Below are 20905 nucleotides of genomic sequence, written 5' to 3' on the forward strand. Positions count from 1 at the left end.
GGTGGGCAACGCGATCGAGCTCAGGACGTACGAAGACCAGCCGTAGCGGCCCGCAGCACCGCGGCCGTGAGCGCGTCGAGGATGCCGGACTCGAGCTTCCAGTGCTGCCAGTACAGCGGCACGTCGATGTACTTGCCTGGGGCAACATCTACCAGGCGGCCGGCGGCCAGCTCGGGTTCGGCGACCTCCTCCTCGATCATGCCCCAGCCGAGACCGATCCGGACCGCCTGATGGAACGCGCCGGGCGCCGGGACCGCATGCGTCGGCGGGTCGAGCTTCCGCCGGGTGACCTTGCGGATCAGGCGGTGCTGGAGCACGTCCTTGGCGTTGAACACCATCATCGGGGCCTCGGCCAGCGCGTCCGGAAGTGGTTTGCCGGTCAGCCAGCGTTCGGCGTACTCCGGGGTGGCGACCGGTAGATACCGCATCTTGCCGAGCGGTACGACGCGGCAGCCCCGGACGGGCCGCGGATCGGCCGTGACCGCGGCCAGGACCGTGCCGTTGCGGAGCAACTCGGCGGAGTGTTCCTCGTCCTCCTGGTGGACCAGGAACCTGGCGTCGCGGTTCTGGGACAGGTCGAGCATCGCCGGCAGGAACCAGTTGTTGAGCGAGTCCGCGTTCACCGCGATCGGGAGCCGGAGTGCGTCGACGGTGCCACGGACGGCCGCGATCGCCTCCAGTTCGAGCAACGCGACCTGGCGGGCGAGCCGGAGCAGCGCCTCGCCGGCTTGGGTCGGTTTCGCGGGCTTGCCCCGCATCACCGCGACCTGGCCAAGGCGGCTCTCCAGCGCCTTGATCCGCTGGCTGACCGCGGACGGCGTGAGCCGCAGGCGCTTCGCGGCCGCGTCGAAACTGCCTTCGTCGACGACAGCCGCGAACGTCTCGAGCTGCGCGGAGTCGAACTGCATGATGAAGCAATCCTAATAGTGCTTCAGAATCTTTAGCTGGTTTGACCAGCCTGCTGCTGCCTACCGTCGAGGCATGCCCCTCCTGGCCGGCTTTGCCACGTCCTTGACCCTGATCGTCGCGATCGGCGCCCAGAACGCCTTCGTGCTCCGTCAGGGCCTCCGCCGTGAACACGTCCTGCCGGTGGTCCTCACCTGCGCACTGTCAGATGCGCTCCTCATCTCCAGCGGCATCGCCGGCCTCGGCGCGCTGCTCACACGCAGCCAACTGGCCCTCGACCTCGCGAAATACGGCGGCGCCGCCTTCCTCTACACGTACGCCGTCTTCGCTGCTCGGCGAGCACTCAACCCGGGATCCATCAGCCCCGCCGACCACGCCCCCGCCGCACTGCGCAGCGTCGTACTGACCTGCCTCGGCTTCACCTACCTCAACCCGCACGTCTACCTCGACACCGTGGTCCTCCTCGGCTCCCTCGCCAACCAACGCGGCACCGACGGCCGCTGGCTCTACGGCCTCGGCGCCGTCACCGCCAGCTTCACCTGGTTCTTCGCCCTGGGCTTCTTCTCCCGCAACCTCTCCCCGATCTTCGCTCGCCCCCGCGCCTGGCAACTCCTCGACTCCGCTATCGCCCTCCTCATGACCGCCCTGGCAACCTGGATGCTCTTGCCCTGATATCCACAGGCGCGAGGTTTCAGGTCAGGCGGGGCAGGCGATCGATGTATTCTTGTCGGTAACACGGCCAGCCCCTCTGCCCCTCAGGGCACGGGCTGGTTTTCTTTTCCCTGGGGGACTTCCGTGACTACCTACACCAAGCCTCATCTCGCCTTCGCCGACCAAGTCGGGCTACTGAAGAGAAGGGGACTGATCATCGACGACGAAGCCGAAGCGGAGCACCTGCTGAGCGTCGTCGGGTACTACCGCCTCAGTGGCTACTGGTACTCCTACCGCCGCCGACTGGACGGCGCGAACCGTGCCGACGAGTTCGTCGAAGGCACCACCTTCCGGCAGATCGTGCAGTTGTACGACGCTGATCGCCGGCTGAAACTGCACGTCCTCGACGCTCTCGAGCGCATTGAGATCGGGGTTCGGGTCATGATCGGTTTCACGCTCGAACGGCGCGGCGCCTACGCACATCTCGACGGACGAAACCTCGACGGCCGCTTCACCCAGTCGGGCGGCGGACGGCCAAGCACCTATGACCGATGGCTGCACAAGGTGCTGACGGCACAAGGCAGGTCGTCGGAGGATTTCGTACTGCACTTCCAGCACAAGTACGACGGCCGGCTCCGGGTGTGGGTGATGACCGAGATTCTGGATTTCGGCTCGATGAGCTACCTGATCCAGGGGCTGAAAGCACAGGACCGCAACGAGATCGCTGCCAGGCTTGGGATCCTGGACCGGCACGATGACGGCAACGGCGGCGCCTTGGCCAACTGGTTGCGAGTCCTCAACTACATCCGCAACGTCTGCGCCCACCATTCTCGCCTGTGGAACAGGAATCTCGCCGATCAGATCGCGCCGCGCCATCTGCGCTCGATCCCCGACCTACGGCATCTGACCGATCGTCACGTGTCGCACTTCCGGATCTATTCGACGCTGTGCATCGTCGCATTCCTGCTGGCCCGAATCGGACAAGGTCCGCGGTGGGTTGCGAGGGTCGGACAGCTGATCAACCACGAGATCCCTGCCTGCGGACGTCGGATTCAAGAGCTGGGCTTCCCCAGCGGCTGGTTGGCCGAGCAGCCGTGGGTCGGGTTGAGAGGAGGTTCCGGGTGGACGTGACGGTGCTGTGTGATGCGGTGGCGGTGTTTCCGGAAGACGTCGAGGAGGCGTTGCCGGAGTGGGGTGCGGAGCATGCTGAGTGGACCGCTGGAGTAGTGCCGGGGAACGTTTGTGAGGCGGGGTGGTTGCTGCATTTTCACAGCTTCTTGGTGACTGGGGATGCGGGGGTTGTGTTGGTGGATGCGGGAGTGGGGCCGGCGGGTGGGGAGGCGGCTGAGTGGTTGGGGGTGGTGGGGCGGTTGCCTGGGTTGCTGGAGGTGGCTGGGGTTCGGGCTGATGAGGTTGACGCGGTGGTGTTGACGCATGTGCATCTGGATCATGTGGGGTGGAGTGCGGATGGGTCGGTGCCGCGGTTTCGGAATGCGGAGTATGTGGTGCAGCGGGATGAGGTCGAGCACGTGCAGGGTGGGACGACGTACGAGCGGATGGTTCGGCCGATTGTGGACGCGGGGCAGTTGCGGGTGGTGGATGGGGAGACCGCGCTGCACGGGATGCGGTTGGTGCCGACGCCGGGGCATACGCCTGGGCATCAGTCGGTGGTGACCTCGCGGGCGGTGCTTGGTGGCGATGTGCTCGTACATCCGGCGCAGGCTCGGTGGCCTGAGCTCACCTATGTGTACGAACGGGATCCGGCAGTGGCCGTGACGTCGCGACGGGAGGTGCTCGCGATGGCGGCCGCTCTCGGGATCCCGCTCGCCGCATCACATCCGCATGCGGCGCTGTCGGGTGATGCTCGGCCGGTCGCCTCGGCGGGCGCCGGCGATGTGGTGTGCCCGCCGTACAAGCTGTAGGCGTCAGCGGTAGCCGGTGGTGTCTGCGGGTTTTCCGGGGTCCTGAACCTCGATGATGTAGCGCCACGCGTCGGGGCGGCTGCCGTCGAGGTCGGTGAAACCGTAGAGCTGGGCGAGTTCGCCGCTGGACGTGGACTTGCCGTTCCACCGGTGTACGTCGGGATCCGCGGCGAGGGCCGCCACCGCGCGGCCGACGTACGACGGGCTTTCGGAGATCGCGAAGTGTGGGATCCGCTCGGTCGCGTCGCGCCAGTTCGCCTCCGTCACGCCGAACCCGTCGAGCATCGCCTCGGACCGCAGCCAGCCGGGTGTGAGCAGTACGGCGGTCGCGTCGTACTGGTCGAGTTCGCGGGCGAGCGCGAACGCCATCCGGCTGACGGCGCCCTTCGCGACGTCGTAGAAGAATGACACCCGGTAGTGGTCGGCGTTGTAGTCGTTCGTCCCATCGGTCATCTCGATGACGAGTCCGCCGGGTGACTTGATCAGCAGCGGCAGCGCGTAGTGACTGGTGATCGCGTGCGTGTGAATGCCTAACTGCAGCAACCGCAGACCACCCTCGAGGTCGCTCTCCCATACGGTCTTGTCCCACTCGGGCTCGCCGTGCTGACCCCAGATGTCGTTCACCAGGATGTGCAGCGAGCCCTGCTCGCGCTCGATCCGATCGATCAGGTCGCTGACCTCCTGCGGGTCCAGATGATCCACCGGTACGGCGATGCCGCGGCCGCCGGCGGCGTCGACGAGTTCCGCGGTGTCCTCGATCGTCTCCGGCCGGTCCATCTCGGACCGCGCGGCCCGGGTGCTGCGGCCGGTCACGTACACGGTCGCACCGGCGGCGCCGAGCTCGACCGCGATCCCCCGCCCGGCCGCCCGAGTCGCCCCGGTCACCAGCGCCACCTTCCCCGCCAACGACTTCATGCCCGCACTCCTTTTCCATACGCTGTAGGATTATGTACCATACGACGTATGGTTAAGGCTGGCAACCGCTCCGGGCGCCCCCGGGCCGGGGAGGAGCGGTTGAGCCGGGAGGCGATCCTGACCGCAGCACTGCGGATCGTCGACGACGAAGGGATCGACGCGCTGACCATGCGCCGCCTCGCCGCGACCCTCGAGGTCAACCCGATGTCGCTCTACCACCACCTGCCGAACAAGGCCGCCGTTCTGGCAGGGCTGGCCGAGCTGGTCTTCGCTGGCCTCGAGTACCCGGACCCGGGCGATGCCGTGCCGTGGGACGAGCAGTTGAAGGACGCGGCGCGCGCCTATCGCAACGCGCTCCAGGCGCACCCGAACCTCGCACTGCAGGTCCTGTCGGACACCTCGGCGGTGTCGGACGTCGTGGTGGTCACGATGGAGCCGTTCTACCGCGCACTCGACCGGGCCGGCCTGTCACCGCGACAAATCTTCGAGTCGGCGAACACGCTCATCGACTTCATCCACGGATTCAGCCTGGGCGAGGCATCGGTCCGCGCCGACACCTTCGAGTTGGCTCCCGATCTGCTCACCCGCGTCGAGGGGCTGCCCGCGGGCAAGGCGCCGATCCTCACCCGCATCGTCCAGGAGCTCGGCCCCGAAGGTCTTGCCTACGACTTCGACAGCGGCTTCGAATCCGGACTGTCCACCGTGACCGCGGGCATCGGGGCCACGGTCCGCCGCCGGTAGCGCGAGATCGCGACGCCGATCAGGCAGAGCAGCCCACCGAGGTAGGCCAGCGGCGCCGGACTCTCGTCGAGCAGGAGCCACCCGAGGAAGATCGTCAACGGCGGCACCAGGTACGTCGTCGCGCCCATCCGACCGGCCGTCGTCCGCGCCAACGCGTAGGCCCACGTGGTGAACGCGATCGCGGTGGGGAACGCACCGAGGAAGACCACCCACCAGATGGTCGACGGCCGCGCGTCGGCGGTCTCCCGGACCAGCGTCGGCGCGAACGGCAAGCACGCGATCGCGCCGATCAGGCATGACAGCCAGGTCACCTCGAGCGCAGGCAGCCGAGCAAGCAGTGGCTTCTGCGACACGACCCCGATGGCGTAGGCGGCCGCGGCCACCAGGCAGAGCAGGACACCCCAGGTCTCGGCGCTCCCCGAGGAGGACGACAGACCGATCAGGACGACACCACCGAACGCGGCGACGCTGCCGATCACCAACTGGCGCGGGAAGCCCTCGTGCAGCAGAACGCCGGCCAGCAGTGCGATCAGCAGCGGGCCGATGTTCACGAGCATCGCCGTCGTCCCGGCGTCGAGCCTGTGCTCGGCCTCGTTCAGCGCGAGGTTGTAGACACCGAACCAGAGCAGGCCGCAGATCAGCAGGAACTTCCAGTCCGCCTTCGCCGGCCAGTGACGCGGCCGGGTGAACACGAAGATGCCGAGCAGCACACTCCCGACCAGCAGCCTGCCCAGGGACAGGGCGCCGGCCGAGAACTCCTGACCGACATGGCGGATCGCGACGAACGCCGATGCCCACAACACCACCGTTACCGCGGCCGCGCCGCCGGCCAGCAGCCCTTGTTTCCTCATGCTGGTGACACTAGATCTCCTTCACTTCGGTGGACACCGAATTGTCAGGCGCCGCACCGCCTGGCGGCGGCAGCGCGAACGGTACGACGAGCGCCGTCAGCACGACCGGGATCGTCAGCGCAGCAACCAGGATCGACATCGGGAACCAGATCGAACCCACTGCGAACCCCGCGTACACCGCGACTGCGAAGACCTCGGCGAACAAGCCCGAGACCGACGTCACGGTCGCACGGGCCGGACCGGTGATCGCGTCCTGCAGCCGGGACTCCGACACCACGATCACCAGCTGCATGAGGCCGTAACCAACCGCGATGGGCAGGAACCCCCAGGCCGACCGGCTCAGCGACCCGGCCGCGATCAGCACCGCCGTCGCCGCCAACCCCACCGCGAAGGTTGCCGCTGGCAACTTGTAGGCCGGTCCCGCGAACGCACCCCCGATCGCCTGTGCTGCCACGGTTCCGGCGATCAGCAGCGGGATCGCGCTGGTCGTGGCACCGGCCTCCCGGGCGAGCAACGGGAAGTACTCGTCGAACGCCAGGAAGCCCCCGAGCAACGCAACCAAGGCAACAGCGCGTCTGACCAGCCGGCTGGTCAGCACCTCCGTCACGCCGGAGTGCAGCATGTGGAGGTAGTTGGTGAACGCCGCCCTCGACCCCGGCTCCTCCGAATCTCTGGCGGTCTCCACCGGCTGGGCTTCGGGAAGCGACAACGCCACCGCCGCCTGCACCAGGCAGCTGAGCACGCTGACGACGCCGGCGAGTGTGTAGCCGCCGAGGTCGAACAACGGGGTGGCCAAGGCAGTGGCCGCGAGGTTCATCACGAACGACGCGGACCTGGCCCGGCCGAGGAGGCTCGCGTAGCGGTCGGTGCGGTCGCGGGCCGCGAGTTCGTCGTACATGAACGCTTCGAAGGTGCCGGAGATCAGCGCCGACGACGTTCCCCACAGGACGAAGCCGAGCGCGAAGCCGGCGAACGACGGCAGCGTGATCCACGCGGCATACCCAAGCCCGCTGAGAAGTGCACCGAGGACCAGCAGCGTGCGCCGGGAGTACGTGTCCGCCCAGGCGCCCGACGGCACCTCGAGGACGAACGCGGTCGTCGACCAGATGACGAACAGCGTCGAGATCTGGGCTGCCGACAATCCGTGATCGGCGAACAGCAACTGGTACAGCGGATACAGCGGGATGAAGTCGTGCAGCGCCTCGTAGGCGACGATGCGCGTGGACAGACCGCGCGGCAGGCGGTCGGGGCGGTCAGGGCGTCAAAGGTGCGGGCTCGGGTATCTCATGTCCAAGAAGATACGGCGATTTCAGCGCCCCAGCAGTTCTTTTGTGCCAGGTGTGGATAAGTGCAGCACCTGATACCGCGTCCCCGGCACCGCACCCGGCTCGGGTCCGCTCCACAAGGTGAAGTGGACGAGCTCCCAGCGAGCCGTATCCACGGCCAACGCCGCGGTGTGGACCCCCTCCAGCGAGGCGGTGCGCTGCAGCGTCTCCACCGCCGCCGCGATCGGCTCGGCCGGGTCCACGTCGGGCTCCAGCAGTTGCGTGTGCTTGGTCGCGCTCAGCGCCGGCTGATCCAGATCCGGACCCGCGAGCACGTCAACCCCGGCCCAGTGCCGAACCGGAGGCCGCCCGAAGGACGTACAGATCCCGGTGAAGAATCCGCCGCCCCACAGGAACTTGGCCATCCCGGCCTGGTCGTTCCACAGGTAGAAGGGCGCGTACTGGTTGACCATCGCGCCGTTCGCCCGGTCCTGGATCAGGTACGCCTTGAGTCCCATGCCCTCGAAGTCGTCCAGCCTGGGCGCGTTCGTCTCCACCCGGCGCCGGATGATCCCCATGTCGTAGTCGGTCGGCAAGGTGATCTCGTACTGCATCGCGTCCACGGCACACCCTCTCGGTCGAGTCCCGAACATACTAGTAGGTACAGGCGTAATTGACGAGCGCCGACAGTGGGGAGTCCGTCACAGTAGGGCGATGAGCGATGTCATCGAGCGGTTCTGGGCGAAGCTGCCGGCAGGTAGCCGGGACGCCCTCGTCAACGGGTTGAGTGCGTCCGAACTGCAGTCGGTGCTGCTGGACGTGAGCCGCGAACGCGCCGCCAAGGTGACGCCGGCCAGGTTGCTGCAGCGGTGGCAGCAGGACCGTTTCGTGCGACCGTCGCCCGCCGACCCGCGGCAGTTGGTGAAGACCCGGCAGCGGCTGTGGGAACGGCTGCCGGCGCGGTTCGAAGGTGTCGAGCTGTCCCCGGTGACACCGCTCGGGACGTGTTCGGCGGTCGCAACCATCAACCAGAACCAGGTGGTGGGCACGATCCGCGGCACCGAGGTCGCCAGCGACCCGACCAACGAGCTCGCGATCGAGGCCGCCGTACGGCGTCGTGCCGGGCAGGATCGGGTCGACCTGGCCGCGTGCCAGCGGGTCCTTCGCGCACAACCGTTCGACGGGCCGGGGATGTCCGCGCACTTCGAGCTGTTCGGTTTGGTGTCGAGCGCGCGGGACAGCGGCTCGGGACGGACCGAGGCCGCGCTGCTGATCGATCACCTGAACTTCTGGCATGACGTCCTGGGAGACACCGCCGAGCTCACCTTCACGATGTTCACGCCGTCGGCGGTCCGCGAGCGGATCGACGACACGGTCCGCCCCGCGCTGAAGATCGCCTTCACCGAGGACACGGCACGCACCAAGAGCGCCAACTACTACTCCGGCACGGCGCTCGGCATCGACCGGGACGGGGAGGGCCTGGGCGACGGTGGATTCACCCGGTGGACCGCTGACCTGCTGGGCGACCAGAAGGAACGCTGCCTGACCTCCTGCATCTCGACCGAGCGCCTGACAGCTATCGGAGTTTGAGCAGCCCGGCATCGGTCGGACGGAAGCCGCACGCGTCCACGTAGAAGGCGGTCAGATGCGGCTCGTAGTCGACGTGCAGCCACTCACATCCGGCAGCCTTCGCCTCCTCCGCCGCGGTCAGGACGAGCTGCTTGCCGATGCCCTGCCGGCCGTAGTCAGGATGAACGGCGGTGTCCAGCACGAACGCGTGGGCACCGCCGTCCCAGCACACCTGCACGAACCCGACCAGCTGATCGTTGCTAAAGGCCCCCACCCACGTCAGCGCCCACCGCTCCAACCGCTCCGCCCACTGCTGCACCTCGAGAACACTCTCGAATGCCAGCGCGTGAAGTGTGGACAGGTCGCGGTCGTCAACCGGGAACCGCACCTCGTAGTGCACAGTCACAGGCGTCCTGCTGCCAGCAAGGCCGAGGCCGCTTCCAGGCGGGCGTTCCAAGCCGCGGCGACCTCGGAGCCGTCCGGATAGTCCGCCATGGTGAGGTAGCCCTGCACCATCGTCGACGGCATGACCTCGACGAGTCCCTGGCTCGTGCCGTACGCGTCCACGGCCTCGCTCCACCGCTCCGGCTGCACAGACGACACCAGCCACCAGGCGAGATCCAGTACGCCTGGTGCCGCCGAGACGTCTTCCCAATCCAGGAACGCGACCTCACCGCCCGGACCGGTCCGCAGGTTCTGGGCCGAGGCGTCGCCGTGAGCCATGGTCAGGTCACCGGCTCGCGCAATATCGCGCTCAGCGTCCACGACGTGCCCAACGAGCCGTTCCCCCACCTCGCGCACCGGTGCCGACACATCCGACCGCGCGGCTAGTTCCGGCCAGGTCCGATCGAACAGGTCGGCCACCAGGTCCTCACCTGCTCCGAGCGGCCGCAGCCAGGGCCACAGCAGGTGAGCGCGGCCGACCCATCGATCATGCAGGTCTCGCATCGCCGCGGCGCCCACCGCCGGCTCTGCGCCGGGCGTCCAGGCGGACAGATCCTCCAGCACCAGCCGGGTCCCGTCCGCGTTCTCCTCGGCCTGGTAGCAGGCCGGCACGCGGACGCCGACGACCGGCGCAATCTCCCGGTAGAACCGCACCTCGGACTCGAACATCTTCAGCACCGCCGGTATCGACCCTGCTGCCGCGGGATCACGGCGTTTCACGTGGTTCGGCATCCGGTCAGGCTAGGCGCGATCGCTCTGCGACCGGACCTGATTTATGGGAGGGCCGCTTCCGTGCTGATCAGGATGACTGTGCTGCCGGGATTCAGGTCCAGGCGGTCCCGGGCGGCTCGGAGTCCGGCCAGGGTGGCGGCTCCGCTGGGACCTGAGGAGATTCCGGCGGCTCCGAGGTCGGCGGTGGCTTCAAGCGCCGCCTCGTCGTCGACTGTGACCGAGTAGTCGAGTCCTGAGCGCAGTACGGGCCAGGCGAGAGTGGACGGCGTACCGCAGTTCAGGCCGGCCATGGCGGTCTTGCCGGTCGGCACTGTGACCAACTCGCCGGCCAGGAGGCTAGTGGTGACGCAGGAGGCGCTGGCGGGCTCCACACCGAGGAGCGCTGGGGTGATCGACCCGCTGCGGTAGTGCGTGACGGCCGCCTGCGCTATCGACCCCACACCCATCGGTACGACGACCAGATCGGGCCGTACGTCGATCTCCCGGAACAGAGTCGAGTAGCCGTCGACGATGTGCTGCGGCACCACCTCATAGCCAGGCCACGCCGAGTCCTGGATCAGCAGGCGAGTACCTGACGCGTACGACGCTGCCTCGGCGACCGCGGCGTCGTACGAGTCGGGTACGACGGTCACCGTGGCACCCTCGGCGCGGATGGCGTCGATCGCTGTGTCACTCACCACGTCCGGGACGAACACGTGGGACGACAGACCGAGCATGGTGGCTCGGCGCGCGACGGCACGGCCATGGTTGCCGTCAGTCGCGGTGACGAGCTCCACCGGGCCAGAGCGGTCCTGGAGCGTGCGGTGGATCGCCCACCATGCGCCGAGCGCCTTGAACGCGGGCAGGCCGAGCCGCTGCGACTCGTCCTTCACCAGGACTTCGCCGACACCCAGCTCAGCCGCCAGCGACCGGACAGGCGTCAGCGGAGTCGAGCGATAGCCGGAGAGGCTCTGGTGGAACGCCAGTACCTCGGCCGGTGCAGGCGTCGTACGCCAGGACCTCGCGGACGGGTTGCTGTACCAGCGCGCCAACTAAGCGACCAGGGCAAACGCCTGGGCGGTGCCGGAGTACGCGTGCGGGGACGATGTGATGCGCTGGGGCGCCTGCTGGACCCGGATCGCCGCCGTCTGGAGGCGGACCGGCAGCGTGGAGCGGACCGCGGTGGCGAGGTCGAACTGCACCTCGGCCAGCAGGTCGGTCAGCTCGAGCTCCAGGGCGCGGCAGATCGCGGCGAGGATCTCCGAGGACGGCTCCTTGCGGCCGCGCTCGATCTCGGACAGGTAGGGAACCGATACCTGAGCCAGCTCCGCGAGCTCGCGCAGGGTGATCCCCCGCTCGCGCCGCAACCGGCGGAAGACGTTCCCGATCACCTGGCGTAGCAACACGTCTGGTCCTCCTCGCCTCCTGATGTCCTGTAACGAGTGTGCCATCCCGGCGGGGTCTGCGGCGGGCATATCTGCCACGGGCAGATTCCTGACCGTTTCCGGACGCTCACCCACACGCTGGAGACCATGAGCGAGCTACCGAACAACCTGGACCGTCACATCTACGAGCGCCTGCTCTGGCAGCGCATCCTCGTCCTCGGCGACGAGATCAAGGACGAGAACGCCAACGCGCTGTGCGCGCAGCTGATCCTGCTGAACGCCGAGGACCCGAAGGCGGACATCTCGCTCTACATCAACTCCCCCGGCGGCTCGGTGTCGGCCGGGCTGGCGATCTACGACACGATGAGCTTCATCAGCAACGACGTGGCGACGTACGCGATGGGGATGGTCGCGTCGATGGGGCAGGTGCTGCTGACCTGCGGTACGCCGGGGAAGCGGTACGCACTGCCGCACGCTCGGATCATGATGCACCAGCCGACGGGCGGGATGGGCGGTACGGCGAGCGACATCAAGGTGCAGGCCGAACAGGCGATCAAGGCGCGTGAGGACCTCGCCCAACTGATCGCCGACCGCACCGGCCAGCCCCTCGACACCATCACCACGGACTTCGACCGGGACCGCTGGTTCACCCCGGACGCAGCCCGCGACTACGGCATCATCGACCGAGTCCTCACCCGCCCCGTAGCCGTCGCCACCTAACGTGTTCCCCCCACCTTTGGGCACCGGCCAACCAGATTTCGGCGCCGAAAATGGTTGGCCCGTGCCCAAGGTGGTCTTCAGAGCTGGGTGAGGGCTTGGGAGAGGTCGGTGGTGAGGTCTTCGGGGTCTTCGAGACCGAGGCTCAGGCGGAGGAGGCCTTCGCTGGGCTTGGCCTCGGGGGTGACCAGGCGGTGGGTCAGGGCGGCGGGGTGCTGGATCAGGGTGTCTACGCCGCCCAATGACACGGCGTGGGTGATCAGCTTCAGTGCGCCGGCTACATGAGCGGCCGCCTCGTAGCCGCCGGTCAGCGTGAAGGCGAGGATGGCGCCGGGGCCTGACTGTTGCCGGCCGATCAGGGCCTGGGGGTCCGAGAGGCCTGGGTAGTAGACCTGCTCGATGGTGGGCTGGGCGGAGAGCCAGTCGGCGACCTTGATGGCGGTCGCCTGCTGCGCCCGTACTCGCACTGGCAGCGTCTGCAGTCCCCTGTGCAGTTCGTACGCCGCCAACGGGTGCAGCAGGCCACCAGTCACTGCGCGGATCTGCCGGAGCCGGCCGACCCACTCCACGCCGGCCGCGACCACGCCGCCCATGACGTCGCCGTGCCCGCCCAGGTATTTGGTTGCCGAATGCAACACCAGGCTCGCCCCGTGCCGAGCCGGCTGCTGGAGGATCGGGGTCGCGAACGTGTTGTCCACCAGCACCGGTACGTCGCCCGCCGCCGCGACCACGGCCGCGATGTCCACCAACTCCAGCGTCGGGTTGGCCGGCGTCTCCACGATGACGAGCCCGGTGTCCGCCCGAACGGCTGAGGCGACCTCGGTGACTTCAGCCCAGGTGACCGTTGTCCCCAGCAGGCCTGTGGATAACAGGTGGTCGGTCCCGCCGTACAGCGGCCGTACGGCGACCACGTGCGGGCGGCCCGCGGCGACAGCGGCGAGCAGGCAGGCGGTGAGCGCGGCCATGCCGGAGCCGAACGCGACGGCGCCGTCGGTGTGCTCGAGCTCCGCAAGGGCGTCCTCGAAGCGCGCGACGGTCGGGTTCCACAAGCGTTGGTAGACGAGGCTGCCGCCGTCCGGCCCGTGGCCTTGCGTGAGTTCGTCGTACGACGTCCCGCCGGTGCCGACGTCGGGGAGCGGGTAGGTCGTGGACAGGTCGATCGGCGGGACGTGGACGCCGAGCGCGGTCAGGTCGTCGCGGCCGGCGTGCACGGACCGGGTGTCGAGCTGGGTCATCGGGGGCCTCCTCCACAGCTGGCAGTCGAGGCTGAGGATGGAATCTTCTGCGGAGAGAGTGCAAGAGATCCGAAGAAAGTTCATCCACAGGCTCATCCACACGCTGTGGATTCTGTAGACGCGCTCTACAGTTGGTGCCATGCCGAAGGATCGTCGGACGCCGGGACCGGCCCCGCGGCCAGTTCCAGGCGCAGGGTCTGGCGGGCTCGACGAGGTGGATCGGGAACTGGTCCGGCTGCTCACCGCCGACGGCCGGATGCCGAACAACGCCCTTGCCGAGGCGACCGGCATCGCGCCGTCCACCTGCCTGACCCGGGTGCGTTCCCTGCGCGAGCGCGGGGTGATTCGCGGCTTCCACGCCGACGTGGACCTGGCCGCGCTGGGCCAGCCGCTTCAGGCCCTGATCGCGATCCGCATCGGGGCTCACTCCCGCGACGAGATCAACCGCTTCCGCGGCAAAGTCCCCGGCCTATCCGGGGTGTTGTCCCTGTTCCACGTCAGCGGCGCCAACGACTACCTGCTGCACGTGTCAGCCGCCTCGCCGGACGCGCTGCGTGAATTCGTCTTGGATCACCTGACCGCCGACCCGGCTGTAGTGCACGCCGAGACGAGCCTGATCTTCGAGCACGTGCGGGGTGCTGGGGGCTAGCGGGGCTTCAGGCCCCACTCCTGGGCCAGGAGCTGGAAGGAGCGGCGGCGTTCGGCCGGGTTGTGGATGTTGGTGGTGATGATCAACTCGTCGGCGCCGGCGGACTTGGCTCGGTGAAGAAGGTCGGCGGCTACCTGCTCGGGGGTGCCTACGGAGACCAGGCCGGACCATTCTTCGACGGCGGCCAGTTCGCCTTCGGACCAGGGGTAGGACTCGGCTTCCTCGGGGGACGGGAGTGGGCCCGGGCGGCCGGAGCGGAGGCGGAGCATGGAGAGGGCGTTGGCGCGGGCCAGTTGCTGAGCGCGCTCCTCGGTGTCGGACACGATCGCGGCCAGGGCGAGGATCGCGTGCGGCGACGTCTGGTGATCCGAGGGCTGGAAGTTCTCGCGGTACGACGCGATGACGCCGGCCGGGTCCAGAGTCCCGAAGTGACCGGCGTACGCGAAACCGGTCCCGAGGGCGGCTGCCGCCTGGCCGCCGTACGTGCTGGAGCCGAGGATCCACACCGGCGGCAGCGGGACGTCGTCCGGTTGGGCGGAGATCGGGGCGAACGGGTGGCCGCTCGGGAAGCCCTCGGCGTACGCGCGGAGTTCGGCGTACTGCTCGGGGAAGTCGTCGGCACCGAGCGTCTCCCGGCTGCGGCGCAGGGCGAGCGCGGTGCGCTGGTCGGTGCCGGGCGCGCGGCCGATGCCGAGGTCGATGCGGTCGGGATAGAGACCGGCCAGGACGCGGAACGTCTCGGCGACCTTGAGCGGTGAGTGGTTCGGCAGCATGATGCCGCCGGAGCCGACCCGGATGCTCGACGTGGCGGCGGCGACGGCCGCGATCATCACCTCGGGGCTCGTGCTCACCACGCTGGGGATGTTGTGGTGCTCCGCCAGCCAGTAGCGGTGGTATCCGGCGGCCTCGGCGGTGCGGGCCAGCTCGAGTGTCTCGTGCAGCGCCTGCGACGGCCGCGATCCCGTCGGCACCGGCGAGAGGTCGAGCACGGACAGGGGCATCGGTTCGGCTGTCACGTTGAATCAGCAACCGCGCCTGGCCCCGGCCTATTCCGGGGCGGACCGCCCAGCACTCATCAACTGGCGTCGCAACCAGGCGCTGAGCGTGGAGCGAGCGACAAGACCGTGATTGGTGAGTGCCTGGGATCCGCTCAGCCCGGGTACGGCGCCTGGGCGCGAGCGTCCCGCAGTGGGCGGGCCCACCAGGCGAGCTGGTGGAGCTGTGCTGCGGCCGCGGCCGGTGTCGTCGGATCGATGGGCTCGCCGGCCGGCGTGAAGTCGTCCTCGTGGAAGCCGAGGGTGTCGCGGATGGTGATCGCATGAAGTTCGGCGAAAACCAGCCGCAGCTGTTCGGCCGCGCGCAGTCCGCCGGACCGGCCGCCGTACACGACGAAGGCGATCGGCTTGCCGTACCAGGGCCGGCGGACGGCGTCGATCGCGGTCTTCAGGTCGCCCGGATACGCATGGTTGTACTCGGCTGTGACGATCACCACTGCGTCCGCGTCCTCGATCCGCGCCGGCAATCCCGCGAGCGGAACAGCGCTGAGGTCGACCAGGTCGAGCTTGAACTCGTCACTCCGCTCGCACTCGCGGGCGAACCACCGCGTCACCAGGGTGCCGAACCGCCCGGCGTCCACGTTGCGTGTCAGCAGCGCGAGACGCAGCGGGTGAACAGTCACGCGAACGACGCTAGTACCTCAACAAGACTTGAGGTCAAACGCTGTCTCATCACCTGTCGAGAGACGCCAGAGCCGGCTCCGCATCGTCAGTCGGTCGACTTCCCGCTGGACGAACCGCCGCTCTCGGAAGGGGGTGGCAGCGAGGGTGGGGTGCTGGGCTGCAGTTCGGTCTGGGCAGCGGTCATGAGATCGGGCTGGCCGGTCGCGCCAGGCTGGCTGGTCGCATCAGGCTGGCCGGTCGCATCAGGCTGACCGGTGGCGTCGGGTTGATCGGTGGTGGGTTGGTCGGCGGGAAGGACGCCGACGGTTTGCCAGGCGTGGGTGACGGCGGCCAGTTGGGTCGAGTCCTCGCCGTACAGGTTCCGCGCGCTCGCCTGCGTCGCTTCGGCGAACTCGGCGAAGGTGGCGGATTCGGAGAGCGTGCCGGAGGTCAGCGTGGTGTACCAGATCTTGCCGGCGTCGTCGTACGCGTTGCCGCCGATCTCGGCCGCGGTGAGGTAGAACGCGCGGTTCGGGATGCCGGAGTTGAGGTGGACGCCGCCGTTGTCGTCCTCGGTCTCGATGTAGCCCGACATGTGGTCCGGCTGCGGGTCCTTGCCGAGCCGCGGGTCGTCGTACGCCGTGCCCGGTGCCTTCATCGACCGCAGTGCGTCGCCCCGGATGCCGGGCATGAACAGGCCGGCCCCGATCAGCCAGTCGGCCTCTTCGGTGCTCTGGCCGAGCGCGTGCTGCTTGGCGAGTGAGCCGAAGACGTCGGAGATGCTCTCGTTCAGCGCGCCGGATTGGCCTTCGTAGGAGAGGTTCGCCGTGTACTGCGTCACGCCGTGGGTGAGCTCGTGGCCGGTGACGTCGATCGACCCGGTGAAGTTGCCGAAGATCTCCCCGTCCCCGTCGCCGAAGACCATCTGAGCACCGTCCCAGAAGGCGTTCGCGTACCCGCGGTCGTAGTGCACCGTCGATGTCAGCACGAGACCTTCGCCGTCGATGGAGTCGCGGCCGAAGCACTCGTTGTACATCGTCCAGGTCGCGCCGGTCCCGTCGTACGCCTGGTTCACGGCCAGGTCCTCGACGGGATCCTCACCTTCGGCGCGGACCGGGCTGCCGGGCAGGTTCGTGCCGTGCTCCGCGTCGTACACCTCGCGGCGCAGACCGCCTTCCGCGGTCGCCCGGCCGAGGCCGGCCGCGGGACGTGTTCGCAGTACGGCGTCGTGCTGCAGCGACTGGCGATACCTGGCGCGGAGGTTGGGGTCGTCCACGGTGCGCTCGAGCTGCTCGAGCAGGTACGGCGGGACGATGTAGTGGGACACCATCCTCAGATCGTGCCCCACCGGGTGGATCCGGGGACAGACCGCAGTACAGAAATCCTCTGACAGCGGATAAACTCAAGGATTTGTGGCTGCGACCAGAAATGCAGAAAACCATTCTGGGAGCCAAGGCGATGAATTTTACCACGAGGGGTTGGAATTGCCGAATCCGGTCCACGCCGAACAGGCGCACCTGACCACGTTCTACGCCGCGCTGGACGCCGAGCGCGAGCGCACGGAGGAGCGCTCCCGGGACGAGCAACTGGTCCAGACCCGCAACGCCCAGGCCCTGCACCAGCGCGACGGCCGGATCCGTGACCTCAAGCTCCGCCAGGCCCGGCTGAACGCCGCCGAGGAGGGCCTGTACTTCGGCCGCCTCGACGCCGCCGACGGCGAGATCCTGCACATCGGCCGGATCGGCCTCCACGACGCGGACTACGAACCCCTCCTGGTCGACTGGCGTGCACCCGCCGCACGGCCCTTCTACATCGCGACCGCGGTGGCGAACCACGGCGTCGTCCGGCGCCGGCACATCCAGACCCGGCTGCGGAACGTGGTCGACGTCCAGGACGAGCAACTCGATCTGGAGCGGGATGCGGCGGACGCGTCCAAGCTCGGGACCGGCGTGATCGGCGAGGCCGTTCTGCTGAAGGCACTCGAGGCTCGGCGGACCGGCCAGATGGAGTCGATCGTGCAGACGATCCAGGCCGATCAGGACCGGATCATCCGCTCCGAGCTGCCCGGAATCCTGGTCGTCCAGGGCGGTCCTGGCACCGGCAAGACTGCGATCGCGTTGCACCGAGCCGCATTTCTGCTTTACACGCATCGAGAGCTTCTGGAAAAGCGTGGAATTCTGGTGGTCGGGCCGAATGCGGCGTTCCTGCGGTTCATCGGCCAGGTGCTCCCGTCGCTCGGTGAGGACGGTGTCCGGCTCGTCACCGTCGCCGAGCTGTACCCGGGCCTGACTGCAACCCGGCCGGAGACCGCCGAGAGCGCCGAGGTGAAGGGTCGCGTGGTGATGGCCGACGTGATCGCCAAGGCGGTCGCCGACCGGCAGTGGATCCCGGACCGTCCGGTCCAGCTCACCGTCGACCGGACCGACCTCGAACTCGACCCGAAGGTCTGCCTCGCGGCCCGCGAGCGCGCCCGGGGCCGGAACCTCACCCACAACCAAGCCCGCCCGTACTTCCGGACCGAGATCGTCGACCACCTGACGAACCAGTACTCCGACCTGATCGGCACCGATCCACTCGACGGCGAGAACCTGCTCGACGACTACGAGCTCTCGGAGCTGCGCAAGGAAGTCCTCGCCGAGCCCGCGGTCCAAGCACTGCTCGACCAGCTCTGGCCGCTGCTCAGTCCGCAGAAACTCCTCGAGGATCTGTACGGCGACGAGGACCGGCTGGCGTTGGCGGCACCGCAGCTGACCGCACTCGACCGCGAGCACCTCCTGCGGTACGGCGATGACTGGAGTCCGTCCGACGTACCCCTGCTCGACGAAGCCGCGGAGCTGCTCGGCGACGACGGCACCGAAGCCGCGAAGGAGCGTGCGGCCCGGGCCCGGGCGGTCGCCTACGCGCAGGGGGCGCTGGACGTGCTGTCCGGTTCCGGCTCGACCGACTTCGACGATGAAGACGAGTCAGAGGTTCTGACCGCGAAAGACATCCTCGACGCCGAGATGCTGGCCGAGCGGTTCGAGGCGGACGACGACCGCACGCTCGCGGACCGCGCCGCGGCCGACCGGCGGTGGACGTACGGGCACGTGATCGTGGACGAAGCGCAGGAGTTGACCCCGATGGCGTGGCGGGCGATCGCGCGCCGCTGCCCGCTGCGCTCGATGACCGTGGTCGGCGACGTCGCGCAGACCGGCGCGATCGGTGGCGGGACGAGTTGGTCGGCCGCGCTCGGCGAGACCTTCGGCGATCGCTGGCGACCGGCCGAGCTCACGCTGAACTACCGCACCCCGGCCGAGGTGATGGATCTCGCTCAGGACGTACTGCGCGAGGTCGACCCTTCCGCGCGAGCACCACGCTCGGTCCGGTCCACCGGCGTGAAGCCGTGGCACGCGGACGTGCCCGCCGCCGAGCAGGCCCTGTACGTCTACAAGATCGCTGCCGAGGAGACGCAGTACGGCCAGGTCGGCGTCATCACGTCCCGCAGCCGGCTCGAACTCGTCCAGGAGGCGGTCGCCGACCTCGCCGGCGTCACGGTCCTGAGCGCGCGCGAGGCGAAGGGCCTCGAGTTCGACTCCGTCCTGGTCGTCGACCCCGACGGCATCGTGATCGAGTCCCCGCGCGGTCTGCGGGACTTGTACGTCGCTCTGACCCGATGCACCCAACGACTCGGAGTCGTCGGCACGCTTCCCGACGTACTCCAGGACTCCGCCGCCTGGGACTAGGGGTCGGCGCAGCTGCTCTGCCGATGAACCGTGGACACCGATGACCCCCGGAGCTTCAATGACAGCGGGGGGAATCATGAATGGAGAACTGCATTCGCGCACGCATTGTCACAAGCCCGGTCGCCTCGGTCATGAACGCGGCAACGCGACCCTGGCAGCGTTGGCCGGAGTCGCGGTCGGGGTCATCCTCGTCCTGCTAGCGTGGTTGCTGGTGCTGATGACCAAGGATGATCCGTCGAAGCAGGCAGCCAGCACGCCGGCGTCCGCGCCGGCGGCGCCCGTCTCTGTGGCGACACGGACCGTCGCACCGCCCGTCGAAGGCACCACGACGTCGTCCGCACCTGCAGCACCGAAGGTTGCCGGCAACGTACGATCGTTGCCCGCGGGACTTTTCTGCCGGGACCTGAAGGCCAAGGGGTACAGCTACGTGGCGGCGATCGATTACTGGCGGCTGCACGGCCAGCCGGACCAGATGGATGCCGACCGCAACGGAATCCCGTGCGAGACCGTCTATTCGCGCAGCGATGTCGCCGCGTACTGGAACGGGCGTGAGGTGACCGGCGTCGTGCCGTGGACGGCTGGGTTGTTCTGCCGGGATCTCGCGGCTCGGGGAGCGACGTACGCGCAGGCCGTCGCCTATTGGTGGTATTACGACATGCCACAGCGAATGGACGCGGACAAGAACGGGATTCCCTGCGAGACGGTGTATTCGACGGCGGCGGTCAACGCCTTCTGGTTCCCGTGACGGGTCGGGTCTGGGCGGTTTTTCTGACGTGTGCGGTGGTTGTCGCGGCCGCTGGGATCTTCGCGCTGTCGTCGGCCGGTGTCTTCGAGCGTGGGCAGCCGAGTAGTCAGAGCGGGCCGGTCGCGACGCCGACGCGCGTCGCGACAACGCCCGAGCCGACGCCTAAGCCGACACCTGAGCGGACGCCGACCGCCGGGCCGACGCGGCGTACGACGGTGCCTGTTCGGCCTTCGGCGGCGCGGATTCGGTACGTGTTCCCCATCGCCGGATGTCGGGCGGATGCTTCGCAGAGTCACCATGATTATCCGGCGTCGGACGTGTTTGCGAAGGTCGGGTGCCGGTTCGTGTCACCGGTCGACGGGCGGGTCGACGAGGTGACACGGGTGGACGCGTGGGATCCGAAGACCAATGTGGGGGCGGATCGGGGCGGACTGTCGGTGTCGGTCGTGGGCGTTGACGGTGTGCGGTACTACGGCTCGCATCTGTCGGCGATCGAGGTTGGGATTCGTCCGGGGGTGTCGGTGCGGGCCGGGCAGGTGCTCGCGCGGACCGGCAAGACCGGAAGTGCTCGCTTCACGCCGCCGCATCTGCACTTTGCGATCAGCTGGCCGACGGCCGCGGGTGTGTGGTGGATCCGGCGTGGGGCCGTGCCACCGCAGGCGTTCCTCAACAGCTGGCACGACGGTGGCCAACTCTCACCTGTCTCGCTGGTCGCCAGGACCAGACGCTCGTACGGCGTCGACCGTGGTTGCCGGACGTACTGCTGACACGAAGGCCAGACCGAGCAGCGCATCACCGAGCGGCATCACGTCGACGTTG

The 20905-nt window shown here is 68.4% G+C and carries 24 protein-coding genes; 10 read left to right on the top strand and 14 right to left on the bottom strand.

Annotated elements, in window-relative coordinates; all coding sequences use genetic code 11:
• Positions 1-20: 20 nt before the first annotated feature.
• Complete coding sequence (locus OG558_RS10290; protein ID WP_405070010.1) at positions 21-908, bottom strand: LysR family transcriptional regulator ArgP; 888 nt, start codon at positions 906-908, stop codon at positions 21-23.
• Between the two features lie 73 nt (positions 909-981).
• Here OG558_RS10290 and OG558_RS10295 point away from each other — a divergent pair, with 73 nt between their 5' ends.
• The 3 genes from OG558_RS10295 to OG558_RS10305 all read left to right on the top strand — a co-directional run bounded on the left by OG558_RS10295 (position 982) and on the right by OG558_RS10305 (position 3479).
• On the top strand, positions 982-1578 hold the full coding sequence (locus OG558_RS10295; protein WP_329482957.1) for a LysE/ArgO family amino acid transporter: 597 nt from the start codon (positions 982-984) through the stop codon (positions 1576-1578).
• Between the two features lie 123 nt (positions 1579-1701).
• Positions 1702-2688 (top strand): Abi family protein, encoded by a 987-nt coding sequence (locus tag OG558_RS10300; protein ID WP_405070011.1) that lies wholly within the window; start codon positions 1702-1704, stop codon positions 2686-2688.
• A gap of 149 nt (positions 2689-2837) precedes the next feature.
• Positions 2838-3479, top strand: coding sequence for an MBL fold metallo-hydrolase (locus OG558_RS10305; protein ID WP_405072137.1), 642 nt, complete (start codon positions 2838-2840; stop codon positions 3477-3479).
• Positions 3480-3482: 3 nt separating this feature from the next.
• Here OG558_RS10305 and OG558_RS10310 read toward each other — a convergent pair whose 3' ends face one another.
• Entirely contained in the window at positions 3483-4394 is a 912-nt protein-coding gene (locus tag OG558_RS10310; protein ID WP_405070012.1) for an SDR family oxidoreductase, read from the bottom strand.
• 48 nt (positions 4395-4442) lie between these two features.
• Here OG558_RS10310 and OG558_RS10315 point away from each other — a divergent pair, with 48 nt between their 5' ends.
• The gene (locus OG558_RS10315; protein ID WP_405070013.1) at positions 4443-5135 is read left to right on the top strand and encodes a TetR/AcrR family transcriptional regulator; all 693 of its coding nucleotides are present in this window, start codon (positions 4443-4445) and stop codon (positions 5133-5135) included.
• On the opposite strand, the gene OG558_RS10320 is transcribed toward OG558_RS10315, so the two are convergent.
• The 3 genes from OG558_RS10320 to OG558_RS10330 all read right to left on the bottom strand — a co-directional run bounded on the left by OG558_RS10320 (position 5057) and on the right by OG558_RS10330 (position 7865).
• On the bottom strand, positions 5057-5986 hold the full coding sequence (locus OG558_RS10320) for a DMT family transporter (protein WP_405070014.1): 930 nt from the start codon (positions 5984-5986) through the stop codon (positions 5057-5059). The two genes, OG558_RS10315 and OG558_RS10320, sit on opposite strands and share 79 nt — an antisense overlap.
• 10 nt (positions 5987-5996) lie before the next feature.
• The gene (locus OG558_RS10325) at positions 5997-7226 is read right to left on the bottom strand and encodes an MFS transporter (RefSeq protein WP_405072138.1); all 1230 of its coding nucleotides are present in this window, start codon (positions 7224-7226) and stop codon (positions 5997-5999) included.
• Between the two features lie 69 nt (positions 7227-7295).
• Positions 7296-7865: a DUF4865 family protein gene (locus OG558_RS10330; RefSeq protein ID WP_405072139.1), complete on the bottom strand. Its 570-nt coding sequence runs from the start codon at positions 7863-7865 to the stop codon at positions 7296-7298.
• Positions 7866-7965: 100 nt separating this feature from the next.
• Here OG558_RS10330 and OG558_RS10335 point away from each other — a divergent pair, with 100 nt between their 5' ends.
• Positions 7966-8841, top strand: a complete 876-nt coding sequence (locus OG558_RS10335) for a hypothetical protein (protein ID WP_405070015.1) — start codon at positions 7966-7968, stop codon at positions 8839-8841.
• Here the strand turns inward: OG558_RS10335 and OG558_RS10340 are convergent.
• The 4 genes from OG558_RS10340 to OG558_RS10355 are packed head-to-tail and all read right to left on the bottom strand — an operon-like array spanning position 8828 to position 11381.
• Positions 8828-9226 (bottom strand): GNAT family N-acetyltransferase, encoded by a 399-nt coding sequence (locus OG558_RS10340; protein ID WP_405070016.1) that lies wholly within the window; start codon positions 9224-9226, stop codon positions 8828-8830. The genes OG558_RS10335 and OG558_RS10340 overlap by 14 nt on opposite strands.
• A complete protein-coding gene (locus tag OG558_RS10345) occupies positions 9223-9996 on the bottom strand; it encodes a phosphotransferase family protein (protein WP_405070017.1) in 774 nt (257 codons plus the stop codon). The genes OG558_RS10340 and OG558_RS10345 overlap by 4 nt, the downstream gene beginning before the upstream one ends.
• Before the next feature lie 41 nt (positions 9997-10037).
• Positions 10038-11027, bottom strand: a complete 990-nt coding sequence (locus tag OG558_RS10350) for a pyridoxal-phosphate dependent enzyme (protein ID WP_405070018.1) — start codon at positions 11025-11027, stop codon at positions 10038-10040.
• The gene (locus tag OG558_RS10355) at positions 11028-11381 is read right to left on the bottom strand and encodes a helix-turn-helix domain-containing protein (RefSeq protein WP_405070019.1); all 354 of its coding nucleotides are present in this window, start codon (positions 11379-11381) and stop codon (positions 11028-11030) included.
• Between the two features lie 126 nt (positions 11382-11507).
• Here OG558_RS10355 and OG558_RS10360 point away from each other — a divergent pair, with 126 nt between their 5' ends.
• On the top strand, positions 11508-12080 hold the full coding sequence (locus OG558_RS10360) for an ATP-dependent Clp protease proteolytic subunit (RefSeq protein WP_329482969.1): 573 nt from the start codon (positions 11508-11510) through the stop codon (positions 12078-12080).
• Positions 12081-12157: 77 nt separating this feature from the next.
• On the opposite strand, the gene OG558_RS10365 is transcribed toward OG558_RS10360, so the two are convergent.
• Entirely contained in the window at positions 12158-13312 is a 1155-nt protein-coding gene (locus OG558_RS10365) for a trans-sulfuration enzyme family protein (RefSeq protein ID WP_405070020.1), read from the bottom strand.
• Between the two features lie 139 nt (positions 13313-13451).
• Here OG558_RS10365 and OG558_RS10370 point away from each other — a divergent pair, with 139 nt between their 5' ends.
• Positions 13452-13961, top strand: a complete 510-nt coding sequence (locus OG558_RS10370) for an Lrp/AsnC family transcriptional regulator (RefSeq protein ID WP_405070021.1) — start codon at positions 13452-13454, stop codon at positions 13959-13961.
• On the opposite strand, the gene OG558_RS10375 is transcribed toward OG558_RS10370, so the two are convergent.
• The 3 genes from OG558_RS10375 to OG558_RS10385 form a co-directional block, all read right to left on the bottom strand.
• Entirely contained in the window at positions 13958-14977 is a 1020-nt protein-coding gene (locus tag OG558_RS10375; RefSeq protein WP_405070022.1) for an LLM class flavin-dependent oxidoreductase, read from the bottom strand. The two genes, OG558_RS10370 and OG558_RS10375, sit on opposite strands and share 4 nt — an antisense overlap.
• Before the next feature lie 134 nt (positions 14978-15111).
• Entirely contained in the window at positions 15112-15639 is a 528-nt protein-coding gene (locus OG558_RS10380; RefSeq protein WP_405070023.1) for an NADPH-dependent FMN reductase, read from the bottom strand.
• 86 nt (positions 15640-15725) lie between these two features.
• Positions 15726-16949: a M4 family metallopeptidase gene (locus OG558_RS10385; protein ID WP_405070024.1), complete on the bottom strand. Its 1224-nt coding sequence runs from the start codon at positions 16947-16949 to the stop codon at positions 15726-15728.
• Positions 16950-17097: 148 nt separating this feature from the next.
• Between OG558_RS10385 and OG558_RS10390 the strand changes: the two genes are divergently transcribed.
• A complete protein-coding gene (locus OG558_RS10390) occupies positions 17098-19341 on the top strand; it encodes a HelD family protein (protein ID WP_405070025.1) in 2244 nt (747 codons plus the stop codon).
• Positions 19342-19417: 76 nt separating this feature from the next.
• Positions 19418-20086, top strand: coding sequence for an excalibur calcium-binding domain-containing protein (locus OG558_RS10395; protein ID WP_405070026.1), 669 nt, complete (start codon positions 19418-19420; stop codon positions 20084-20086).
• A 106-nt stretch (positions 20087-20192) separates the two neighbouring features.
• Here the strand turns inward: OG558_RS10395 and OG558_RS10400 are convergent, their stop codons facing one another.
• Positions 20193-20348, bottom strand: a complete 156-nt coding sequence (locus OG558_RS10400; RefSeq protein WP_405070027.1) for a hypothetical protein — start codon at positions 20346-20348, stop codon at positions 20193-20195.
• Between the two features lie 55 nt (positions 20349-20403).
• Between OG558_RS10400 and OG558_RS10405 the strand changes: the two genes are divergently transcribed.
• Positions 20404-20853 (top strand): M23 family metallopeptidase, encoded by a 450-nt coding sequence (locus OG558_RS10405; protein ID WP_405070028.1) that lies wholly within the window; start codon positions 20404-20406, stop codon positions 20851-20853.
• Positions 20854-20905: the final 52 nt, after the last annotated feature.

Origin of the sequence: Kribbella sp. NBC_01510 (assembly GCF_045040325.1) — a bacterium.
Classification (GTDB): domain Bacteria; phylum Actinomycetota; class Actinomycetes; order Propionibacteriales; family Kribbellaceae; genus Kribbella.

What these genes read in the sequence shown, in the direction of transcription:
- OG558_RS10290 (WP_405070010.1), bottom strand. Translation starts at nt 908, where the DNA reads ATGCAGTTCGACTCCGCGCAGCTCGAGACGTTCGCGGCTGTCGTCGAC.
- OG558_RS10295 (WP_329482957.1), top strand. Translation starts at nt 982, where the DNA reads ATGCCCCTCCTGGCCGGCTTTGCCACGTCCTTGACCCTGATCGTCGCG.
- OG558_RS10310 (WP_405070012.1), bottom strand. Translation starts at nt 4,394, where the DNA reads ATGAAGTCGTTGGCGGGGAAGGTGGCGCTGGTGACCGGGGCGACTCGG.
- OG558_RS10315 (WP_405070013.1), top strand. Translation starts at nt 4,443, where the DNA reads ATGGTTAAGGCTGGCAACCGCTCCGGGCGCCCCCGGGCCGGGGAGGAG.
- OG558_RS10320 (WP_405070014.1), bottom strand. Translation starts at nt 5,986, where the DNA reads ATGAGGAAACAAGGGCTGCTGGCCGGCGGCGCGGCCGCGGTAACGGTG.
- OG558_RS10330 (WP_405072139.1), bottom strand. Translation starts at nt 7,865, where the DNA reads ATGCAGTACGAGATCACCTTGCCGACCGACTACGACATGGGGATCATC.
- OG558_RS10335 (WP_405070015.1), top strand. Translation starts at nt 7,966, where the DNA reads ATGAGCGATGTCATCGAGCGGTTCTGGGCGAAGCTGCCGGCAGGTAGC.
- OG558_RS10345 (WP_405070017.1), bottom strand. Translation starts at nt 9,996, where the DNA reads ATGCCGAACCACGTGAAACGCCGTGATCCCGCGGCAGCAGGGTCGATA.
- OG558_RS10360 (WP_329482969.1), top strand. Translation starts at nt 11,508, where the DNA reads ATGAGCGAGCTACCGAACAACCTGGACCGTCACATCTACGAGCGCCTG.
- OG558_RS10365 (WP_405070020.1), bottom strand. Translation starts at nt 13,312, where the DNA reads ATGACCCAGCTCGACACCCGGTCCGTGCACGCCGGCCGCGACGACCTG.
- OG558_RS10370 (WP_405070021.1), top strand. Translation starts at nt 13,452, where the DNA reads ATGCCGAAGGATCGTCGGACGCCGGGACCGGCCCCGCGGCCAGTTCCA.
- OG558_RS10385 (WP_405070024.1), bottom strand. Translation starts at nt 16,949, where the DNA reads ATGGTGTCCCACTACATCGTCCCGCCGTACCTGCTCGAGCAGCTCGAG.
- OG558_RS10395 (WP_405070026.1), top strand. Translation starts at nt 19,418, where the DNA reads ATGAATGGAGAACTGCATTCGCGCACGCATTGTCACAAGCCCGGTCGC.
- OG558_RS10400 (WP_405070027.1), bottom strand. Translation starts at nt 20,348, where the DNA reads ATGGGGAACACGTACCGAATCCGCGCCGCCGAAGGCCGAACAGGCACC.